Source organism: Actinomadura sp. GC306, assembly GCF_004348665.1.
Taxonomy (GTDB): domain Bacteria; phylum Actinomycetota; class Actinomycetes; order Streptosporangiales; family Streptosporangiaceae; genus Spirillospora.
This window is the reverse complement of sequence record NZ_SMKM01000176.1, coordinates 1-14,187: the sequence shown is the minus strand read 5'-3', so window position 1 is coordinate 14,187 and position 14,187 is coordinate 1. Positions and strand designations below refer to the sequence as shown.

16 protein-coding genes are annotated in these 14,187 nt (G+C 75.8%); 9 read left to right on the top strand and 7 right to left on the bottom strand.

Annotation, left to right across the window (positions count from 1 at the left end):
• The 3 genes from E1200_RS22325 to E1200_RS22315 form a co-directional block, all read right to left on the bottom strand.
• Nucleotides 1-202: hypothetical protein (locus E1200_RS22325; protein WP_131954011.1), on the bottom strand; the 202-nt coding region annotated here is incomplete at its 3' end.
• Nucleotides 203-322: 120 nt separating this feature from the next.
• Nucleotides 323-2,197, bottom strand: coding sequence for a helix-hairpin-helix domain-containing protein (locus E1200_RS22320; RefSeq protein ID WP_243708752.1), 1,875 nt, complete (start codon nucleotides 2,195-2,197; stop codon nucleotides 323-325).
• Nucleotides 2,198-2,217: 20 nt separating this feature from the next.
• A complete protein-coding gene (locus E1200_RS22315) occupies nucleotides 2,218-3,168 on the bottom strand; it encodes an aldo/keto reductase (protein WP_131954009.1) in 951 nt (316 codons plus the stop codon).
• 129 nt (nucleotides 3,169-3,297) lie between these two features.
• Between E1200_RS22315 and E1200_RS22310 the strand changes: the two genes are divergently transcribed.
• A complete protein-coding gene (locus tag E1200_RS22310) occupies nucleotides 3,298-3,918 on the top strand; it encodes a hypothetical protein (protein WP_165950416.1) in 621 nt (206 codons plus the stop codon).
• Here the strand turns inward: E1200_RS22310 and corA are convergent.
• Nucleotides 3,915-4,895, bottom strand: coding sequence for a magnesium/cobalt transporter CorA (gene corA / locus E1200_RS22305; RefSeq protein WP_131954008.1), 981 nt, complete (start codon nucleotides 4,893-4,895; stop codon nucleotides 3,915-3,917). The genes E1200_RS22310 and corA overlap by 4 nt on opposite strands.
• A 65-nt stretch (nucleotides 4,896-4,960) precedes the next feature.
• Here corA and E1200_RS22300 point away from each other — a divergent pair, with 65 nt between their 5' ends.
• The 7 genes from E1200_RS22300 to mshC all read left to right on the top strand — a co-directional run bounded on the left by E1200_RS22300 (nucleotide 4,961) and on the right by mshC (nucleotide 11,251).
• Nucleotides 4,961-5,674, top strand: a complete 714-nt coding sequence (locus E1200_RS22300) for a histidine phosphatase family protein (RefSeq protein ID WP_131954007.1) — start codon at nucleotides 4,961-4,963, stop codon at nucleotides 5,672-5,674.
• 10 nt (nucleotides 5,675-5,684) lie between these two features.
• Nucleotides 5,685-6,233, top strand: coding sequence for a DUF3090 domain-containing protein (locus tag E1200_RS22295; RefSeq protein ID WP_131954006.1), 549 nt, complete (start codon nucleotides 5,685-5,687; stop codon nucleotides 6,231-6,233).
• Between the two features lie 54 nt (nucleotides 6,234-6,287).
• Nucleotides 6,288-7,073: an SCO1664 family protein gene (locus tag E1200_RS22290; protein ID WP_131954005.1), complete on the top strand. Its 786-nt coding sequence runs from the start codon at nucleotides 6,288-6,290 to the stop codon at nucleotides 7,071-7,073.
• Nucleotides 7,074-7,148: 75 nt separating this feature from the next.
• Nucleotides 7,149-7,913: an NRDE family protein gene (locus E1200_RS22285; protein ID WP_131954004.1), complete on the top strand. Its 765-nt coding sequence runs from the start codon at nucleotides 7,149-7,151 to the stop codon at nucleotides 7,911-7,913.
• 148 nt (nucleotides 7,914-8,061) lie between these two features.
• Complete coding sequence (locus E1200_RS22280) at nucleotides 8,062-8,967, top strand: ABC transporter permease (protein WP_243708751.1); 906 nt, start codon at nucleotides 8,062-8,064, stop codon at nucleotides 8,965-8,967.
• Nucleotides 8,968-8,975: 8 nt separating this feature from the next.
• Nucleotides 8,976-9,920, top strand: coding sequence for an ABC transporter permease (locus tag E1200_RS22275; RefSeq protein ID WP_131954002.1), 945 nt, complete (start codon nucleotides 8,976-8,978; stop codon nucleotides 9,918-9,920).
• A 92-nt stretch (nucleotides 9,921-10,012) separates the two neighbouring features.
• Nucleotides 10,013-11,251 (top strand): cysteine--1-D-myo-inosityl 2-amino-2-deoxy-alpha-D-glucopyranoside ligase, encoded by a 1,239-nt coding sequence (gene mshC, locus E1200_RS22270; protein ID WP_131954001.1) that lies wholly within the window; start codon nucleotides 10,013-10,015, stop codon nucleotides 11,249-11,251.
• A 57-nt stretch (nucleotides 11,252-11,308) separates the two neighbouring features.
• Here the strand turns inward: mshC and E1200_RS22265 are convergent, their stop codons facing one another.
• The 3 genes from E1200_RS22265 to E1200_RS22255 form a co-directional block, all read right to left on the bottom strand.
• On the bottom strand, nucleotides 11,309-11,842 hold the full coding sequence (locus E1200_RS22265; protein ID WP_131954000.1) for a TrmH family RNA methyltransferase: 534 nt from the start codon (nucleotides 11,840-11,842) through the stop codon (nucleotides 11,309-11,311).
• 99 nt (nucleotides 11,843-11,941) lie between these two features.
• Nucleotides 11,942-12,790 carry a PAC2 family protein gene (locus E1200_RS22260; protein ID WP_131953999.1) on the bottom strand — a complete coding sequence of 283 codons (849 nt, stop codon included), beginning with the start codon at nucleotides 12,788-12,790 and terminating at the stop codon, nucleotides 11,942-11,944.
• 213 nt (nucleotides 12,791-13,003) lie between these two features.
• Nucleotides 13,004-13,462: a universal stress protein gene (locus tag E1200_RS22255; RefSeq protein WP_131953998.1), complete on the bottom strand. Its 459-nt coding sequence runs from the start codon at nucleotides 13,460-13,462 to the stop codon at nucleotides 13,004-13,006.
• Between the two features lie 146 nt (nucleotides 13,463-13,608).
• On the opposite strand from E1200_RS22255, the gene E1200_RS22250 reads away from it, so the two are divergent.
• On the top strand, nucleotides 13,609-14,187 hold a 579-nt coding region (locus tag E1200_RS22250; protein WP_243708750.1), incomplete at its 3' end, for an HAD family phosphatase.

The following is a 14,187-nucleotide window of genomic DNA, read 5'->3' as shown; positions in this document are numbered from 1 at the left end:
GCGTCGGGGTCGGCTGGGTGAGGGCCTCGCGGAGGTTGCCGAGGTTGCACTTCCAGTTCTCGAGCGTGGTCTCCGGGTCGACGCCCTTCTTGCACTCCTCGGCGGCCGCGGCCGGCTGTGCGGGGGCGGCGAGGACGAGGACGAGCGCCCCCGCCGAGACCGCCGCCGAAGCCGTGCCGACCCGCCTGAGCCGCTGAGGCATGTCGTTCCTCCACCCGCACCGATGCCGCCGCCCCTGTGAGCGCTGACCCTGTTGACATCGTGTCCCATACGGGCGGGCACGTAAACCGCGACACGGGGGTTTGTTTACCTCGCCGTGGCCTCAGTGGACCACCAGTGTCGCGAGCCTCGTGCGGCGCGGCGGCGCGCCGTCCTCGCGGACGGCCCTGGCCAGCGCGGGCCCCGCCGCCTGCACGACCGACAGGTGCCGCTCGGCCAGGCCGAACGCGGTGGCCACCAGCGGCCGGGACAGGCCCTCGGGCGACAGCACCGCGACCACCGCGGGGCGGCGCGTGCCGCGGGCCTGCGCGACGGTCACCGCCCAGCCGGGGCGCAGCCGGGACGCGTCCGCCGGGGCGATGACGGCGGCGCCGCCGGGGAAGTCGACCTCCAGGCCGCGGGGGCCGCCGCCGGTCACCGTGCCCGTCTCGCCGAGCGGGGCGTGGGGGAGGGGCGCGGCGACGACCACCCGGTCGCCGGGGTCCAGCCCGCCGAACCTGCCGGGCCCGGGGTTCAGCCGCTCCTTCAGTGCGGTGTTGAGGGCGCCGGTCCCCGCCTCGCCGGCCGCGGCGGGCGCCACGACCTGCACGTCCTCGGCGGCGATGCCGAGCGCGCGGGGGATCGAGTCGGTGACGAGCTGCACGGTGCGGTGCACCGCCTCGCCGGGGGTCGCGGCGGGCACGATCACGACCTCGCGTCCGGGCGCGTCCACGGTGGTGAGCGCGCCGCCGCGCACCGCCTCGGCCAGCGTGCCGATCGGGCCGGACGGCGCGGTGTCCAGCGTGACGACCGGGACGGTCTCCGACGCCTCCAGGTCGTCCAGCGGGCGGCCCGGCCCGGCGGGCGGCGGCGCGTCCGGCTCGGCGCACAGGACCAGGTGGGCGCCGTCGGGGCACGCCTCGACCAGCACGGCGCAGAGTTCGGCGTCGAGCGCCGAGGCGTCCGCGACGACGACCAGGTCGAGGTCGAACGGGTGCGGCTCGCCGCGCCCGTACACGACGGCGCCCGGCGCCGCGTGCGGGTCGCCGCCGGGCTCCAGCAGCCGGTGCAGGCTCGTGACGATGACGTCCGCGCCGGAGGGCAGGGCGGCGCGCAGGCCGGCGGCGGCGCGGTCGGTCGGCGCGGCCACCGCGGCCCGCACGCCCCGGCCCGCGGCGGCGGCCGCGATGCCGGCGGCCGTGCTCGCAAGGTCGCCGGGCGCGCCGCGCAGGATGCTGACGCCGGTGCGCAGCGCGGCGGTGAGCGCGAGTGACCGGTCCTCGGGCAGCCCGCCGCGCAGTTCCTTCACGGCCGCGTCGTCCAGCAGCGGCGCGGCGGTGAGGCTGAGCCGCTGGAAGCCCTCGGCCGCCGCCTCCTCGGCGAGCGCCCACCGGGCGGGGCCGAGCGTCTCCTCGGGTTCGGGGGGTTCGGCGTCCTCGTCGGACTCCGCGCCGGCGAAGCCGGGCTCCTCGGTGAGGGCGAGGACCTCCGCCTCGTCCAGCGCGGCGTCCACGGCGGCCCGCGGGTCGGGGACCTTCGCGCGTTCCAGCGCGGACAGCACGTCGGCGGCGGGCGTGACCGTGTGGCCGTCGCGGGCGGCCTCGGTCAGCAGGTGCAGGACGAGCGCGCGGCCGCGCCGGGGGTCGTCGGGACGCGCCTCGGGGCCGAGGACGGCGCGGGCGAAGTGGTCGGCCTGCCGGAGCCGGACGCCGGGGACGCGCAGCAGCCGCCACGGGTCGGCGCGCAGCCGGGCCGCGGCGTCCGGGCCGAGCCGGGTCGCGGCGCGGGCCGTGAGCGGTTCGGGGACGCCGGTCGCGGCGAACAGGTCGGCGAGGGCCTGCAGGCCGCCGTCCTGGGCGGCCGCGGCCGCCGCCGGCGGTTCCGGCGGTTCCGGCGATGCGGGGGGTGCGGGCGCTCGTCCCGCGGCGGCCTCGGCGGCGCGCAGGGCTTCGGCGGCGCGGGCCGCCCGGTCGGCGGGGGCGGGTTCAGGTGTGGTCACAGGTTTCCCGTCGCGGCGGGTCAGGGAGCGGACGAGGTGTCGGAGACGTCGTCCAGCGCGCCGCGGATCTCGTTCGGCAGGGTCAGGTCCTCGCTGTCCAGTATGGCGGTGAGCTGCGCGGCGGTGCGGGCACCGACGATCGGCGCGGCGACCCCCGGCCGGTCGCGCACCCACGCCAGCGCCACGGCGAGGGGGGAGCGGCCGAGGCCCTCGGCGGCGGTCACCACCGACTCCACGATGCGGGCGCACTCCTCGTCGAGGTAGGGCTGGACGAACTCGGAGAAGTGCGGCGCGGCGGCGCGGGACCCGGCGGGGATGCCGGTGCGGTACTTGCCGGTGAGGACCCCGCGGCCGAGCGGCGACCACGGCAGCAGGCCCGCGCCCGCGTCCAGCACGGCCGGCACGACCTCCCGCTCGATGTCGCGGCGCAGCAGCGAGTACTCCAGCTGCGCGGACACGACCGGGGCGCGGCCCGGCCAGGCCCGCTGCCACGCGGCGGCCTTGGCCACCTGCCAGCCCGCGTAGTTCGACACCCCGACGTAGCGGGTCCGGCCGGACGCGACGGCCTCGTCCAGCGCCGACATCGTCTCCTCCAGCGGCGTCGCCGGGTCGTACACGTGCAGCTGCCACAGGTCGACGTGGTCGAGGCCGAGCCGGTCGAGGGAGTCGTCCAGGGCGCGCAGCAGGTGCCGCCGGGACCCGTCGTAGCGGCCGTCCGGGCGGATCGCGGCCTTGGTCGCGACGACGAGGCCGTCCCGGTCGACGGCCTCGCGCAGCAGGTGGCCGAGGATCCGCTCGCTGGCGCCGCCGGCGTAGACGTCGGCGGTGTCCACCAGCGTGCCGCCGGCCTCGGCGAACGCGGTCAGCTGCGCCGCCGCCTCGTCCGGGCCGGTGTCCTGCCCCCAGGTCATGGTGCCGAGGCCCAGCCGGGACACCAGCAGCCCGCTCCGCCCGAGGTGACGCTCCTTCATAGGCGGTCAATGTAGCGCTCCGGGGGAGCCCCGCGGGAAGCGGCGAGCGGCGCGCCGGGCCGCGCGGCCCGCGCGAAGATCCTGGTGAGGTCTACTGTCCGGACGGGCGCCCGGCTAGAGTTTCCCGCCATGGCGCCACCCCCGTTCTCGATGTACTCACCGAAGACGCCGGACGGCGACGGCGGGCCGGACATGAGCCCGCGGTTCGGCGCGTCCGCCGGCGACGACCCCGGGTACCTCGCGTCGCTGCGCGGCGGGACGGAACTGGGCCGGATGCGGGCGATGATGCTGTTCCTGCTGGGCGCGCCCGTCCTGATCCTGGCGATCAGCCCGCTGATCGTGGCGGACGGCCGCGGCGCCGGCGGGGGCGCGGCGCCGTGGCTGTACCTCCCGCTGGCGGCCGGTGCGCTGGTGGCGCTGCTGGCAGGGCCGCGGGCGCCGCGGCCGATGGCGCCCGAGCCCGACCCGCTGCGGGCGGCGCGGACCGCGCTGCTGATGTTCCGGCAGGCGGTGCTGCTGCGGTTCGCGCTGGCCGAGGCCGTGATCCTGGCCGGGCTGCCGCTGGCGATGGTCGGGCACAGCGAGCTGGTGTTCGTCGCCGGGTTCGTCCTCGGCTACCCGCTGCTGATCTGGCTGGCGCTGCCGACCCGGGGCGGGGTGGAGCGGATCCGCCGCCGGCTGGAGGCGCGGGGCGCCGAGTCGCACCTGTGGGCGGCGCTGCTCGCCCCGCCGATGCGCATCGGGGCCTAGAGCCAGCCGCTCTTGCGGAGCTTGCGGAACAGCACCGTGCAGACGACCGCCATCACCCCGAGGGTGAGCGGGTACCCGTAGGCCCAGTCCAGCTCGGGCATGCTGTCGAAGTTCATGCCGTAGATCCCGGCGATCGCCGTCGGCACCGCGATGATCGCCGCCCAGGCGGAGATCTTGCGCATGTCCTCGTTCTGCCGCTTGCCGAGCAGCGCCAGGTGCGCGGTGAGGACGCTGTTGAGCAGCTCGTTGTGCTCGTCGACCCGCTCGTCCACGCGCATCAGGTGGTCCAGGACGTCGCGGAAGTACTCGCGGGTCGAGGTGCACTCGCGGACCCGGCCGCGCACGATCTCCTCCATCGCCGGGATGAGCGGGTCCTCGGCGCCGCGGAACTCCAGGACCTCCCGCTTGAGGGAGTAGATGTCGGCGGTGACGTCCCGCGCGCCCGGATCGAACACGGCCGTCTCCAGCTCGATGATGTCGACCTCGACCTCGTGGGCGACCAGCTCGTAGTGGTCGACGACCTCGTCGCACACCGCGTACAGGACCGCGGCGGCGCCGTGCCTGAGCAGCTCGGGGGACTCCTCCAGCCGCCGCCGGACGGGCCCGAGCGGGTTGCCGGAGCCGTGCCGGACGGTCACGACCCAGCCCCGGCCGAGGAACAGCATGATCTCGCCGACCTCGATGTCGGAGGTCTCGTCGATGTAGGTCAGGGTCTTCAGCACGATGAAAAGCGTGTCGCCGTAGCGCTCCATCTTCGGCCGCTGGTGGGCCGACACGGCGTCCTCGGCGGCGAGCGGGTGCAGCCCGAGTTCCTCCTTGACCAGGTCGAACTCCGCCTCGCCGGGTTCGAAGAGGCCGATCCAGACGAAGGCGTCCGGGGTTTCGCGGGCCTGGTCGAAGGCGTCGCTGATGTCGCCGTCGATATCGCGGCGCGTCCCGTCGGTGTAGATGGCCCGGTCGACGATCACACCCCGCATTCTTCCGCATCGCGCCGCGGGCCCGGCGCCCGCCCGGGCGCCCGCCATCTCCTACAGTGGCCGCTGTGACCACCCTCCTCCTGGTCAGGCACGGCCTGACCGCGATGACCGGACCCGTGCTCGCCGGATGGACGCCGGGGGTGCGCCTCGACGACCGCGGCCGCGGCCAGGCCGCCCGGCTCGCGGAGCGCCTGGCGGCCCTGCCGATCGCCGCGGTCGTGACCAGTCCCCTGGAGCGCTGCGCCGAGACCGCCCAGGCGATCGCCGCCGGGCACGACGCCCCGATCGGCCCGGTCCAGACCGACGAGCGGTTCGGCGAGGTCCGCTACGGCGACTGGACGGGCCGCCCCCTCAAGGAGCTCGCCGAGGAGCCCCTGTGGCGGGTCGTGCAGGCCCACCCGAGCGCCGCGCGGTTCCCCGGGCCGGACGGCGAGTCCCTCGCCGCGGCGCAGCACCGCGCGGTCACCGCCGTCCGCGACTGGAACGCGCGCGTCGCCGCCGAGCACGGCCCCGACGCCCTGTACCTGGTGTGCAGCCACGGCGACATCATCAAGTCGGTCGTCGCCGACGCGCTCGGCCTGCACCTGGACCAGTTCCAGCGCATCCAGGCCGACCCCGCCTCGCTCACCGTCATCCGCTACACCGAGACACGCCCGTTCGTCGTCCGCGTCAACGACACCGGCGGCGACGTGGCCGCCCTGGTCCCTCCGCCGCCGCGGGAAGGTTCCGGGAAAGCCGGACTCGGACCGGAGGACGCGCCCGTGGGCGGCGGCGCGTAGGGTCGGAGTCATGCCCGTCATCTCCTACGACCTGCCGGAGCGCTTCGTCGCGGGCGCCGTCGGCCGGCCCGGCGACCGCGCGTTCTACCTGCAGGCGCGCTCGGGCCGCCGGGTGACCAGCGTGGGCCTGGAGAAGTTCCAGGTGACGCTGCTGGCCGAGCGGCTGGAGGAGCTGCTGGACGAGGTGCAGCGGCGCAGCGGCGGCGACGCGCCGGTCCCCGCGGCGGCCCCCTCGGAGCTGCAGGACGACGCCCCCCTCGACCAGCCGGTGGAGGAGGAGTTCAAGGTCGGCACGATGGCGCTCGCCTGGGACCCGGAGGACGAGCAGGTCGTCATCGAGGCGCAGGAGGTCACCGAGGCCGAGGAGGACGCCGAGGTCGGCGAGGACGACCCGGCCATCGCGGTGCTGCGGGTGCGGATCAGCGCCGCGCAGGCCCGCGCGTTCGCCGAGCGCGCCCTGAAGGTGGTCGCCGCCGGGCGGCCGCCCTGCCCGCTGTGCGGGCTCCCCCTCGACACCGAGGGCCACGTGTGCCCGCGCCAGAACGGATACCTCGGCTGACATGACGCCTCCGCTGTGCTGGATCATGGATCACCGGGCCGGGAGAATGGGCCCATGACGCAGTCCTCCCGCGACCGGGCGGCCGCGGACGGCGCCGGGCACGGCGACCCCGCCCGCCGCGTCTCGCCGCGCGACGTCGCCGCCGCCGAGGAGCTGCTGTCGGCCGGGCGGCTCGGCGTGGAGGGCAGGCTCGTCCAGGCGTCCAACGCCACCCTGTACTGCTCGATCGAGCACGACGGCCGCACCGCCGCCTGCGTGTACAAGCCCGTGGCGGGGGAGCGGCCGCTGTGGGACTTCCCCGACGGCACCCTCGCCGAGCGCGAGGTCGCCGCCTACGAGGTCTCCAAGGCGATGGGGTGGGCGACCGTCCCGCCGACCGTGCACCGCGACGGCCCCTACGGGCCCGGGATGGTGCAGCTGTGGGTGGAGCCCGACCCCGACATCGACCTCGTCGCCCTGTCCCGCTCCGACGACGAGGCCGTCCGCCGCATGGCGGTGTTCGACGCCGTCGTCAACAACGCCGACCGCAAGATCGGGCACCTGCTCCCGCCCGGCGACGGCCACGTCTACGGCTGCGACCACGGCGTCTGCTTCTCCGTCGACTACAAGCTCCGCACCGTGCTGTGGCAGTGGCGCGGCAAGCCGCTGACGCCCGAGGCGCTGGACGCCCTCGGCCGCGTCGACGCCGCCATGCGCGGCGCGCTCGGCGCCCGCCTCGCCGAACTCCTCACCCCCGAAGAGGTCGACGCGACCCGCCGCCGCGTGGAGCTCATGCTCAAGCACCGCATCCACCCCTACCCCCCCGAGGACTGGCCGGCCATCCCCTGGCCGCCGCTCTGACCGCGAACCCCGCCACACCACGGGCCCGGCCACCCCACCGGCGGCGCGCCGCGCGGCGGGTGCTGCAATTGGGGCATGTGCACGGCGATCATCAGCATCGACCCCGCCTCCCCGGTACCCGTCCTGCTGGTCGGCGTGCGGGACGAGTTCATCGCCCGCGACTGGGAGCCGCCCGGCCGGCACTGGCCGGACCGGCCCGCCCTCGTCGGCGGCCGCGACCTGCGCGCCGGCGGCACCTGGCTGGCCGTCGACCCGGGTGCGCCCCGGGTCGGCCTCGTCCTCAACGGCCGCGGCCGCCCCGCCCCCGAGGACCGGCGCGTCTCGCGCGGCGGGCTGCCGCTGCGGGCCGCCGCCGGCGGCGGCCTCGGCCGCCCGGACCTGCGCGCCTACGACCCGTTCCACCTCGTCGCCGCGGACCCCGCCCGGGTGCGGCTGTGGAGCTGGGACGGCGACGACCTCGCCGAACGCGACCTCGGCCCCGGCCTCCACATGATCGTCAACAGCGGGCTGGAGGGCGAGGGCCAGCCGGAGGGCGACACCGAAGACGCCTACATGGCGGCGCGGCTCGCCCACTTCCGGCCCCGCCTGGCCGCCGCGCGGCGCCCCGAACCCGGCCGCGGCGAGCCCGCCGAGCGGGCGTGGGGCGACTGGCTGCCGCTGGTGAACGGCGACGGCCTGCCCCGCGCCGACCACCGCGCCCTGCTCCCGCTGCTCGACCTCGGCGACGGGCGCGTCTGGGGCACCACCTCGGTCACCCTCGCCGCGCTCGCGCCCGGCGGCGTCCGCTACGACTTCTCCGCCGCCCCCGGCGACGGCGCCGCCTGGACCCGCGTCCTGTAGACCGGGGCGGCGACGCGGAACGGTTTCGGCGACGCTGCGGCGCGACGGTGACCGTCGGTGCTAACTTGGCGACTCAATGCGATCTCTGCGGAGTTGCCGGGGCGGGGGAGCCCGGCCGGGCACCGGCCCGGACCGCGGCGGAGGCCCGGTGCGGGCCCGCGGCCCCTCCCGGCTCGCGTGGGAGCGGTTCAAACGCGACCGGGCCGCCACCGCGTCCATCGCCGTGCTGGCGCTCATCGCGGTGTTCGCCGTCCTGGCGCCGCTGTGGGCGCACCTCACCGGCCACCCCTACGACGCCACGTTCCCCGGCACGGGCCTGGACGTGTCCGGGCAGCCCCGCGGCCCCGGCGCCGAGTTCCCGCTCGGCGCCGACCAGCTCGGCCGCGACGTCCTCGTCCGCGCCGCCTACGGCGCCCGGATCTCGCTGGCCGTCGGCCTGTCGGCGGCGGTGCTGGCCGCCGTCGCCGGCACCCTCGCCGGGATGCTCGCCGGCCTCGCCGGCGGCGCGCTGGACACGCTGCTGTCCCGGCTGATCGACCTCACGCTCGCGCTGCCGTACCTGCTGGTCGCGATCCTGCTGTCCACCACGTTCCAGATCACCTCGGCCCGCGCCGGCATCACGATGACGATCCTCGTCGTCGCGTTCTTCTCCGTCGCGGCGTTCGCCCGCGTCATCCGCGGCCAGGTGCTGGCGCTGCGCCGCCAGGAGTTCGTCGAGGCGGCCCGGCTGCTCGGCGCCTCCACCGCCCGGATCATGGTCGCGGAGATCCTGCCGAACCTGACCGCGCAGATCACCGTGCTGACCGCGCTGCTGGTCCCGGCGGCGATCGTGTTCGAGGCGACGCTGTCGTTCCTCGGCGCCGGGGTGCCGCCGCCGATGCCGAGCTGGGGGTCGATGCTCGGCGAGGGCGCCGACGTGTTCCAGACGGCGTGGTGGCTGCTGGCCGTCCCCGGCGCCCTGCTGCTGTCGACCACGCTGGCGTTCACCATGATCGGCGACGCGGTCCGCGACGCCCTCGACCCGCGCGCCCGCCGCGCCGCCCGGGGCGGGTGACCCCCGCGATGACATGCCTCGCCGCCCGCCGCGTCCTGCACGCGCTGTTCATGCTGTGGCTGGTCGCGACCCTCGTGTTCGTGTTCCTGCACCTGTCGCCCGTCCCCGTGGAGCGGGTCATCGGCGGGCCCCGCGCCACCCCCGAGACCCTCGCGCAGATCCGCGCGAACCTCGGCCTGGACCGGCCCTTCCCCGTCCAGTACTGGAACTTCGCCGGCCGGCTCCTGCACGGCGACCTCGGCGACTCCTACGTCAGCGGCGCCCCCGTGACCGCGCTGATCGCCGCGCGGCTGCCCACGACGCTGTGCCTGATCGCCGGCGGGGGAGTCCTGTGGTTCGCCGGCGGCGTCGCCCTCGGGACGCTCAGCGCCGTCAAGGCCCGCACCCTCTGGGACCGCGCCGCCGCCGCGCTCGTGCTGGCCGGGCTCGCCACGCCGCCGTTCGTGATGGCCCTGGCGCTGCTGTACGTGTTCTCGACCAGGCTCGGCGAGAGCGGCGTCCACCTGTTCGAGGCCGGCCCGCCGCTCGAAGGCGCCTTCCTGCGCCGGATGGTCCTGCCGTGGATCGCGCTGGCGCTGCTGATGCTCGCCGCCTACACGCGCCTCACCCGCGCCGCCATGCTGGACGTGCTCGGCGAGGACTACGTCCGCACCGCGCGCGCCAAGGGCCTGCCGGAGCGCCGCGTCGTCGGCCGGCACGTGCTGCGTCCGGCGCTCACCCCGGTCGTCACCCAGTTCGGCATCGACCTCGGCGCGCTCGTCGGCTCCACGATCGTCACCGAGAAGGTGTTCGGGCTGCAGGGCGTGGGGCAGCTCGTCCACCAGTCCATCGCGGCAGGCGACACCCCGGTCATCATCGGCGTCACGCTGCTGGTGACGGTGTGCGTGGTCACCGCGAACCTGGTGGTGGACATCTGCTACTCGCTGCTCGACCCCCGCCTCCGGCACGGCTGAGCCCAGGCGGGGCCGCACCCGCACGGATGGGCCAGGACAATCGCCCCGAACTCGGCGTAACCCATCTAGCTGGGCATGGATAAGCTTTCCGTATGCGATCGTGGCCCGCCTCCGATGTCCCCAGCCTCACCGACGCGGGACTGCCCGCCGCGGCACGGCCGCTCAGACTCCACGACACCGGCACCGGCACGGCGCGCCCCGCGGGCCCGGACCGGCCCGGCGGCACCGCCCGGATGTACGTGTGCGGCATCACCCCCTACGACGCCACCCACATCGGGCACGCCAACACCTACGTCGCCTTCGACCTCGTCAACCGCGTGTGGCGCGACCAGGGCCACCGCGTCCACTACGTCCAGAACACCACCGACGTCGACGACCCGCTCCTGGAACGTGCCCGCGAGACCGGCGAGGACTGGCGCGAGCTCGCCGAGCGGGAGATCGAGCTGTTCCGCGGCGACATGACGGCCCTGCGGGTCCTGCCGCCCGAGCACTACATCGGCGCCGTCGAGTCGATCCCGCTCATCATCGAGATGATCGAGAAGCTCCGCGGCCGCGACGCCGCCTACGAGGTCGGCGGCGACGTCTACTTCCCCGTCGCCGCCGACCCCGCGTTCGGCCGGGTCAGCGGGCTCACCCGCGAGGAGATGGCGCCGCTGTTCGCCGAGCGCGGCGGCGACCCCGCCCGCACCGGCAAGCGCGACCCCCTCGACGCGATGCTGTGGATGGCGCAGCGGCCGGGCGAGCCCGGCTGGGACTCCCCGTTCGGCGTCGGCCGCCCCGGCTGGCACGTCGAGTGCTCCGCGATCTCCATCGAGCACCTCGGGATGGCGTTCGACGTCGAGGGCGGCGGCTCGGACCTGGCGTTCCCGCACCACGAGATGAGCGCCTCGCACGCCCAGGTCGCGACGGGGGAGCGCCCCCACGCCCGCGCCTACGTCCACGCAGGCATGGTCGGCCTCGACGGCGAGAAGATGTCCAAGTCGCGCGGCAACCTGGTTTTCGTGTCGCGGCTGCGCGAGAGCGGCACCGACCCGATGGCGATCCGGCTGGCGCTGCTGGCGCACCACTACCGCGCCGACTGGGAGTGGACCGGCGACGGCCTCGCCGCCGCGCGGGCCCGGCTGGACCGCTGGCGCGCCGCAGCGTCCCGCGCGTCCGGGCCGCCCGCCGCCCCGGTCGCCGCCGCCGTCCGCGACGCCCTCGCCGACGACCTCGACGCCCCCGCCGCGCTGGCCGCCGTCGACGCGTGGGCCGCCGCCGACGGCCCCGACGAGACGGCCCCGCCCCAGGTCAGGGCCATCACCGACGCCCTGCTCGGCGTCGCGCTCTGACCTCCGGGCGTGCCCGGCCGGACACGCCCCGGCCGGAAGCCCTCCCCGTTCGGCCCGTCACAGCAGGCCCGCGAGCCGGTACAGCACCAGCGACCCGGCGACGGCCACGTTCAGGCTGGCGCCGCCGCCCACCATGGGGATCTCCACGGCCAGGTCGAGCAGGTCGAGCGCCTCGCCCGGGATGCCGGACTGCTCGTGCCCGAGCACCGCGACGGTGCGGGCCCGCGCCGCGGGCAGATCGGCGAGCCGCACCGCCTCGTCGGCCAGCTCCACGCCGACGACCCGCGACCCCGCGGCCCGCTGCCGCTCCAGCCAGCCGAGCGGATCGTTCACCCAGTGGACGCAGGCGGGGCGGCGCAGCGTGTTCCCGCGCGCGAGCGCCTCGGGCACCCAGGAGAACCGGGGGACCGCCAGGCACGCGCCGACGGCGTCGCAGGTGCGCAGCAGCGTCCCGAGGTTGGCGCCGTGCAGCGGCCAGAGCGGCGCGGCGATGAGGTGGTCCCAGCAGGGGTGGGCGCGGCGGCGGCGCTGGCGGCGCACCTCGCGCGCCGGGCGGACCCGGATCGCCGGGCCGGCGGCGCGGCGGCTCACCGGCCCCGGGCGGCCGCGCCCTTCGGGGAGGAGAGAAACATGGGGGGCGCACTTGGCGGCGTGCGCGGGCCTTCACCGGAAACGGGACTCGCCCCGATTCTAGCCCCGGCCGGGGTCCCGGCGCCGCAGGTACCGCTCGAACTCGCGGGCGATCGCGTCGCCGCTCGCCTCGGGCAGCTCGGTGGCGTCCTTCTGCTCCTCCAGCGTCCGGACGTAGTCGGCGACCTCGGAGTCCTCCTCGGCGAGCTCGTTGACGCCGTGCTCCCACGCCCGCGCCTCCTCGGGCAGCTCACCGAGCGGGACGGTGACGTCCAGGAGGTCCTCGACGCGGCGCAGCAGCGCCAGCGTCGCCTTCGGCGACGGCGGCTGCGCGACGTAGTGCGGCACGGCGGCCCACAGCGACACCGTGTCGAGGTCGGCCTTCGCGCACGCGTCCTGCAGCACGCCGAGGATCCCGGTGGGCCCCTCGTAGCGCGCCGGCTCCAGGTGCAGGGTGTTGACCAGGCCCGCCTCGGACGCGGCGCCGGTCACCGGCACCGGCCGGGTGTGCGGGGAGTCGGCGAGCAGCGCGCCGAGCAGCACGACGTTGCGGACCTCCAGCTCCAGCATCAGCCCGACCAGCTCGCGGCAGAACGACCGCCACCGCATGTTCGGCTCGATGCCGTGCAGCAGGACGACGTCCTTGCCGTTCGGCAGCCGCGCCCACGACACGCGGGTGGTCGGCCAGGTGATCCCGCGGGTCTCCCCGTCGGTCATCTCCACGATCGGCCGGTTGACCTGGAAGTCGTAGTAGTCGTCGGGGTCGAGTTCGGCGATCGGCACCGCCTCCCAGCTGGACTCCAGGTGCGATATCACGCCGCTGGCGGCCTCCCCGGCGTCGTTCCACCCCTCAAAGGCGGCCACGAGCACCGGATCCACGAGTTCCGGCACGTCTTCGAGCTCGACCACGCGCTGCCTCCTTCCGACGCCCAGGCACTGCACCACCGGCGGGGGCCTTCATCTCCCGGGGCGGGGGCCCCGCTCATGATCGGTGGCTGCCAGCCTACGTCCTGCGGACGGCGTACCCCGCTCACCCGGCGGCAGACCCCCCGCGCCGTACGCCCGCAGCGGAAATCCGAAGGAAGTTCGTCCTTCGCCGTGATGGGCGGGGGGAGGACGGGACTACTTGCCGTCCGTCGTGTGGACGATCAGCACGTCGCAGGGGGACCGGTGCGAGAGGTTCGCCGGGACCGACCCGAGGATCCGCCCGGCGAGGCTGTTCAGCCCGCGGTTGCCGATGACGACCAGTTCCGCGCCGCGCTCCTTCGCCAGCTTGGAGATCACGTCGACGGCGTCGCCCTCGACGGCGACCTGGTCGATGTCGGTCGCGCCCGCCGCGACCGCCCGCTCGCGCGCGGCGCGCAGCGCGTCGTCGGCCGGCGTGGACCCCTGCACCTTGTAGGCGAGGTCCCCGAGCCGGTCGGCGGCGTTCGCGCGCTCCCGCTCGGGCATGGGGCTGTAGGCGGAGGCGAGCAGCAGGGTCGCGCCGGTCGCGGCGGCCAGCTGGGCGGCCCGGTCGACCGCGCGGAAGGAGGAGTCAGAGCCGTCGGTGCCGACGAGGATGATGCGGTAGGCGCTCATACCGTCCCTTACCGGATAGTAGTTTAGAGGGCACGGTATCGGTCGGCCGCCCCATCCGTCACCGTCTCTTTGCACAGCTCGTCCAAGAAGAAACGCTGCGGCGGGGTCCGGGCCGCGTGACGTTCGCTGCACACTGGAGGAGCACCGTGACCCGAGGCGGCCCGCAGGCCGTGCTGTTCGACATGGACGGCCTGCTCATCGACTCCGAGCGCATCTGGCTGGAGGTCGAGTCGGAGGTCATGGCATGGCTGGGCGGTGAATGGAGCACCGCCCACCAGGAGAACCTCGTCGGCGGCTCGCTGGACGTCGCCGTCCGCTACATGCTGGAGCTGACCGGCGCCGCCGCGACCCCCGAGGAGGTCGGGCGGCGGATGCTGGACGGCATGGCCGAGCGGCTCGGCGCCGGCGTGCCGACGATGCCCGGCGCGAAGGACCTGCTGGCCGAGGTCCGCGCGGCCGGGGTGCCCGCGGCGCTGGTGTCCTCCAGCCACCGCCGGCTGATCGAGCCGGTGCTGGACGCGATCGGCCGCGAGCACTTCGCGCTGAGCGTGGCGGGCGACGAGGTCGCGCGCACCAAGCCCGACCCCGAGCCCTACCTGACGGCCGCCGCCCGCCTGGGCGCCGACCCGGCCCGCTGCGTCGTCCTGGAGGACTCCCCGAACGGCGTCGCCGCGGGGGAGGCGGCGGGCTGCGTCACCGTCGCGGTCCCCGGCGTCCTGCCCGTC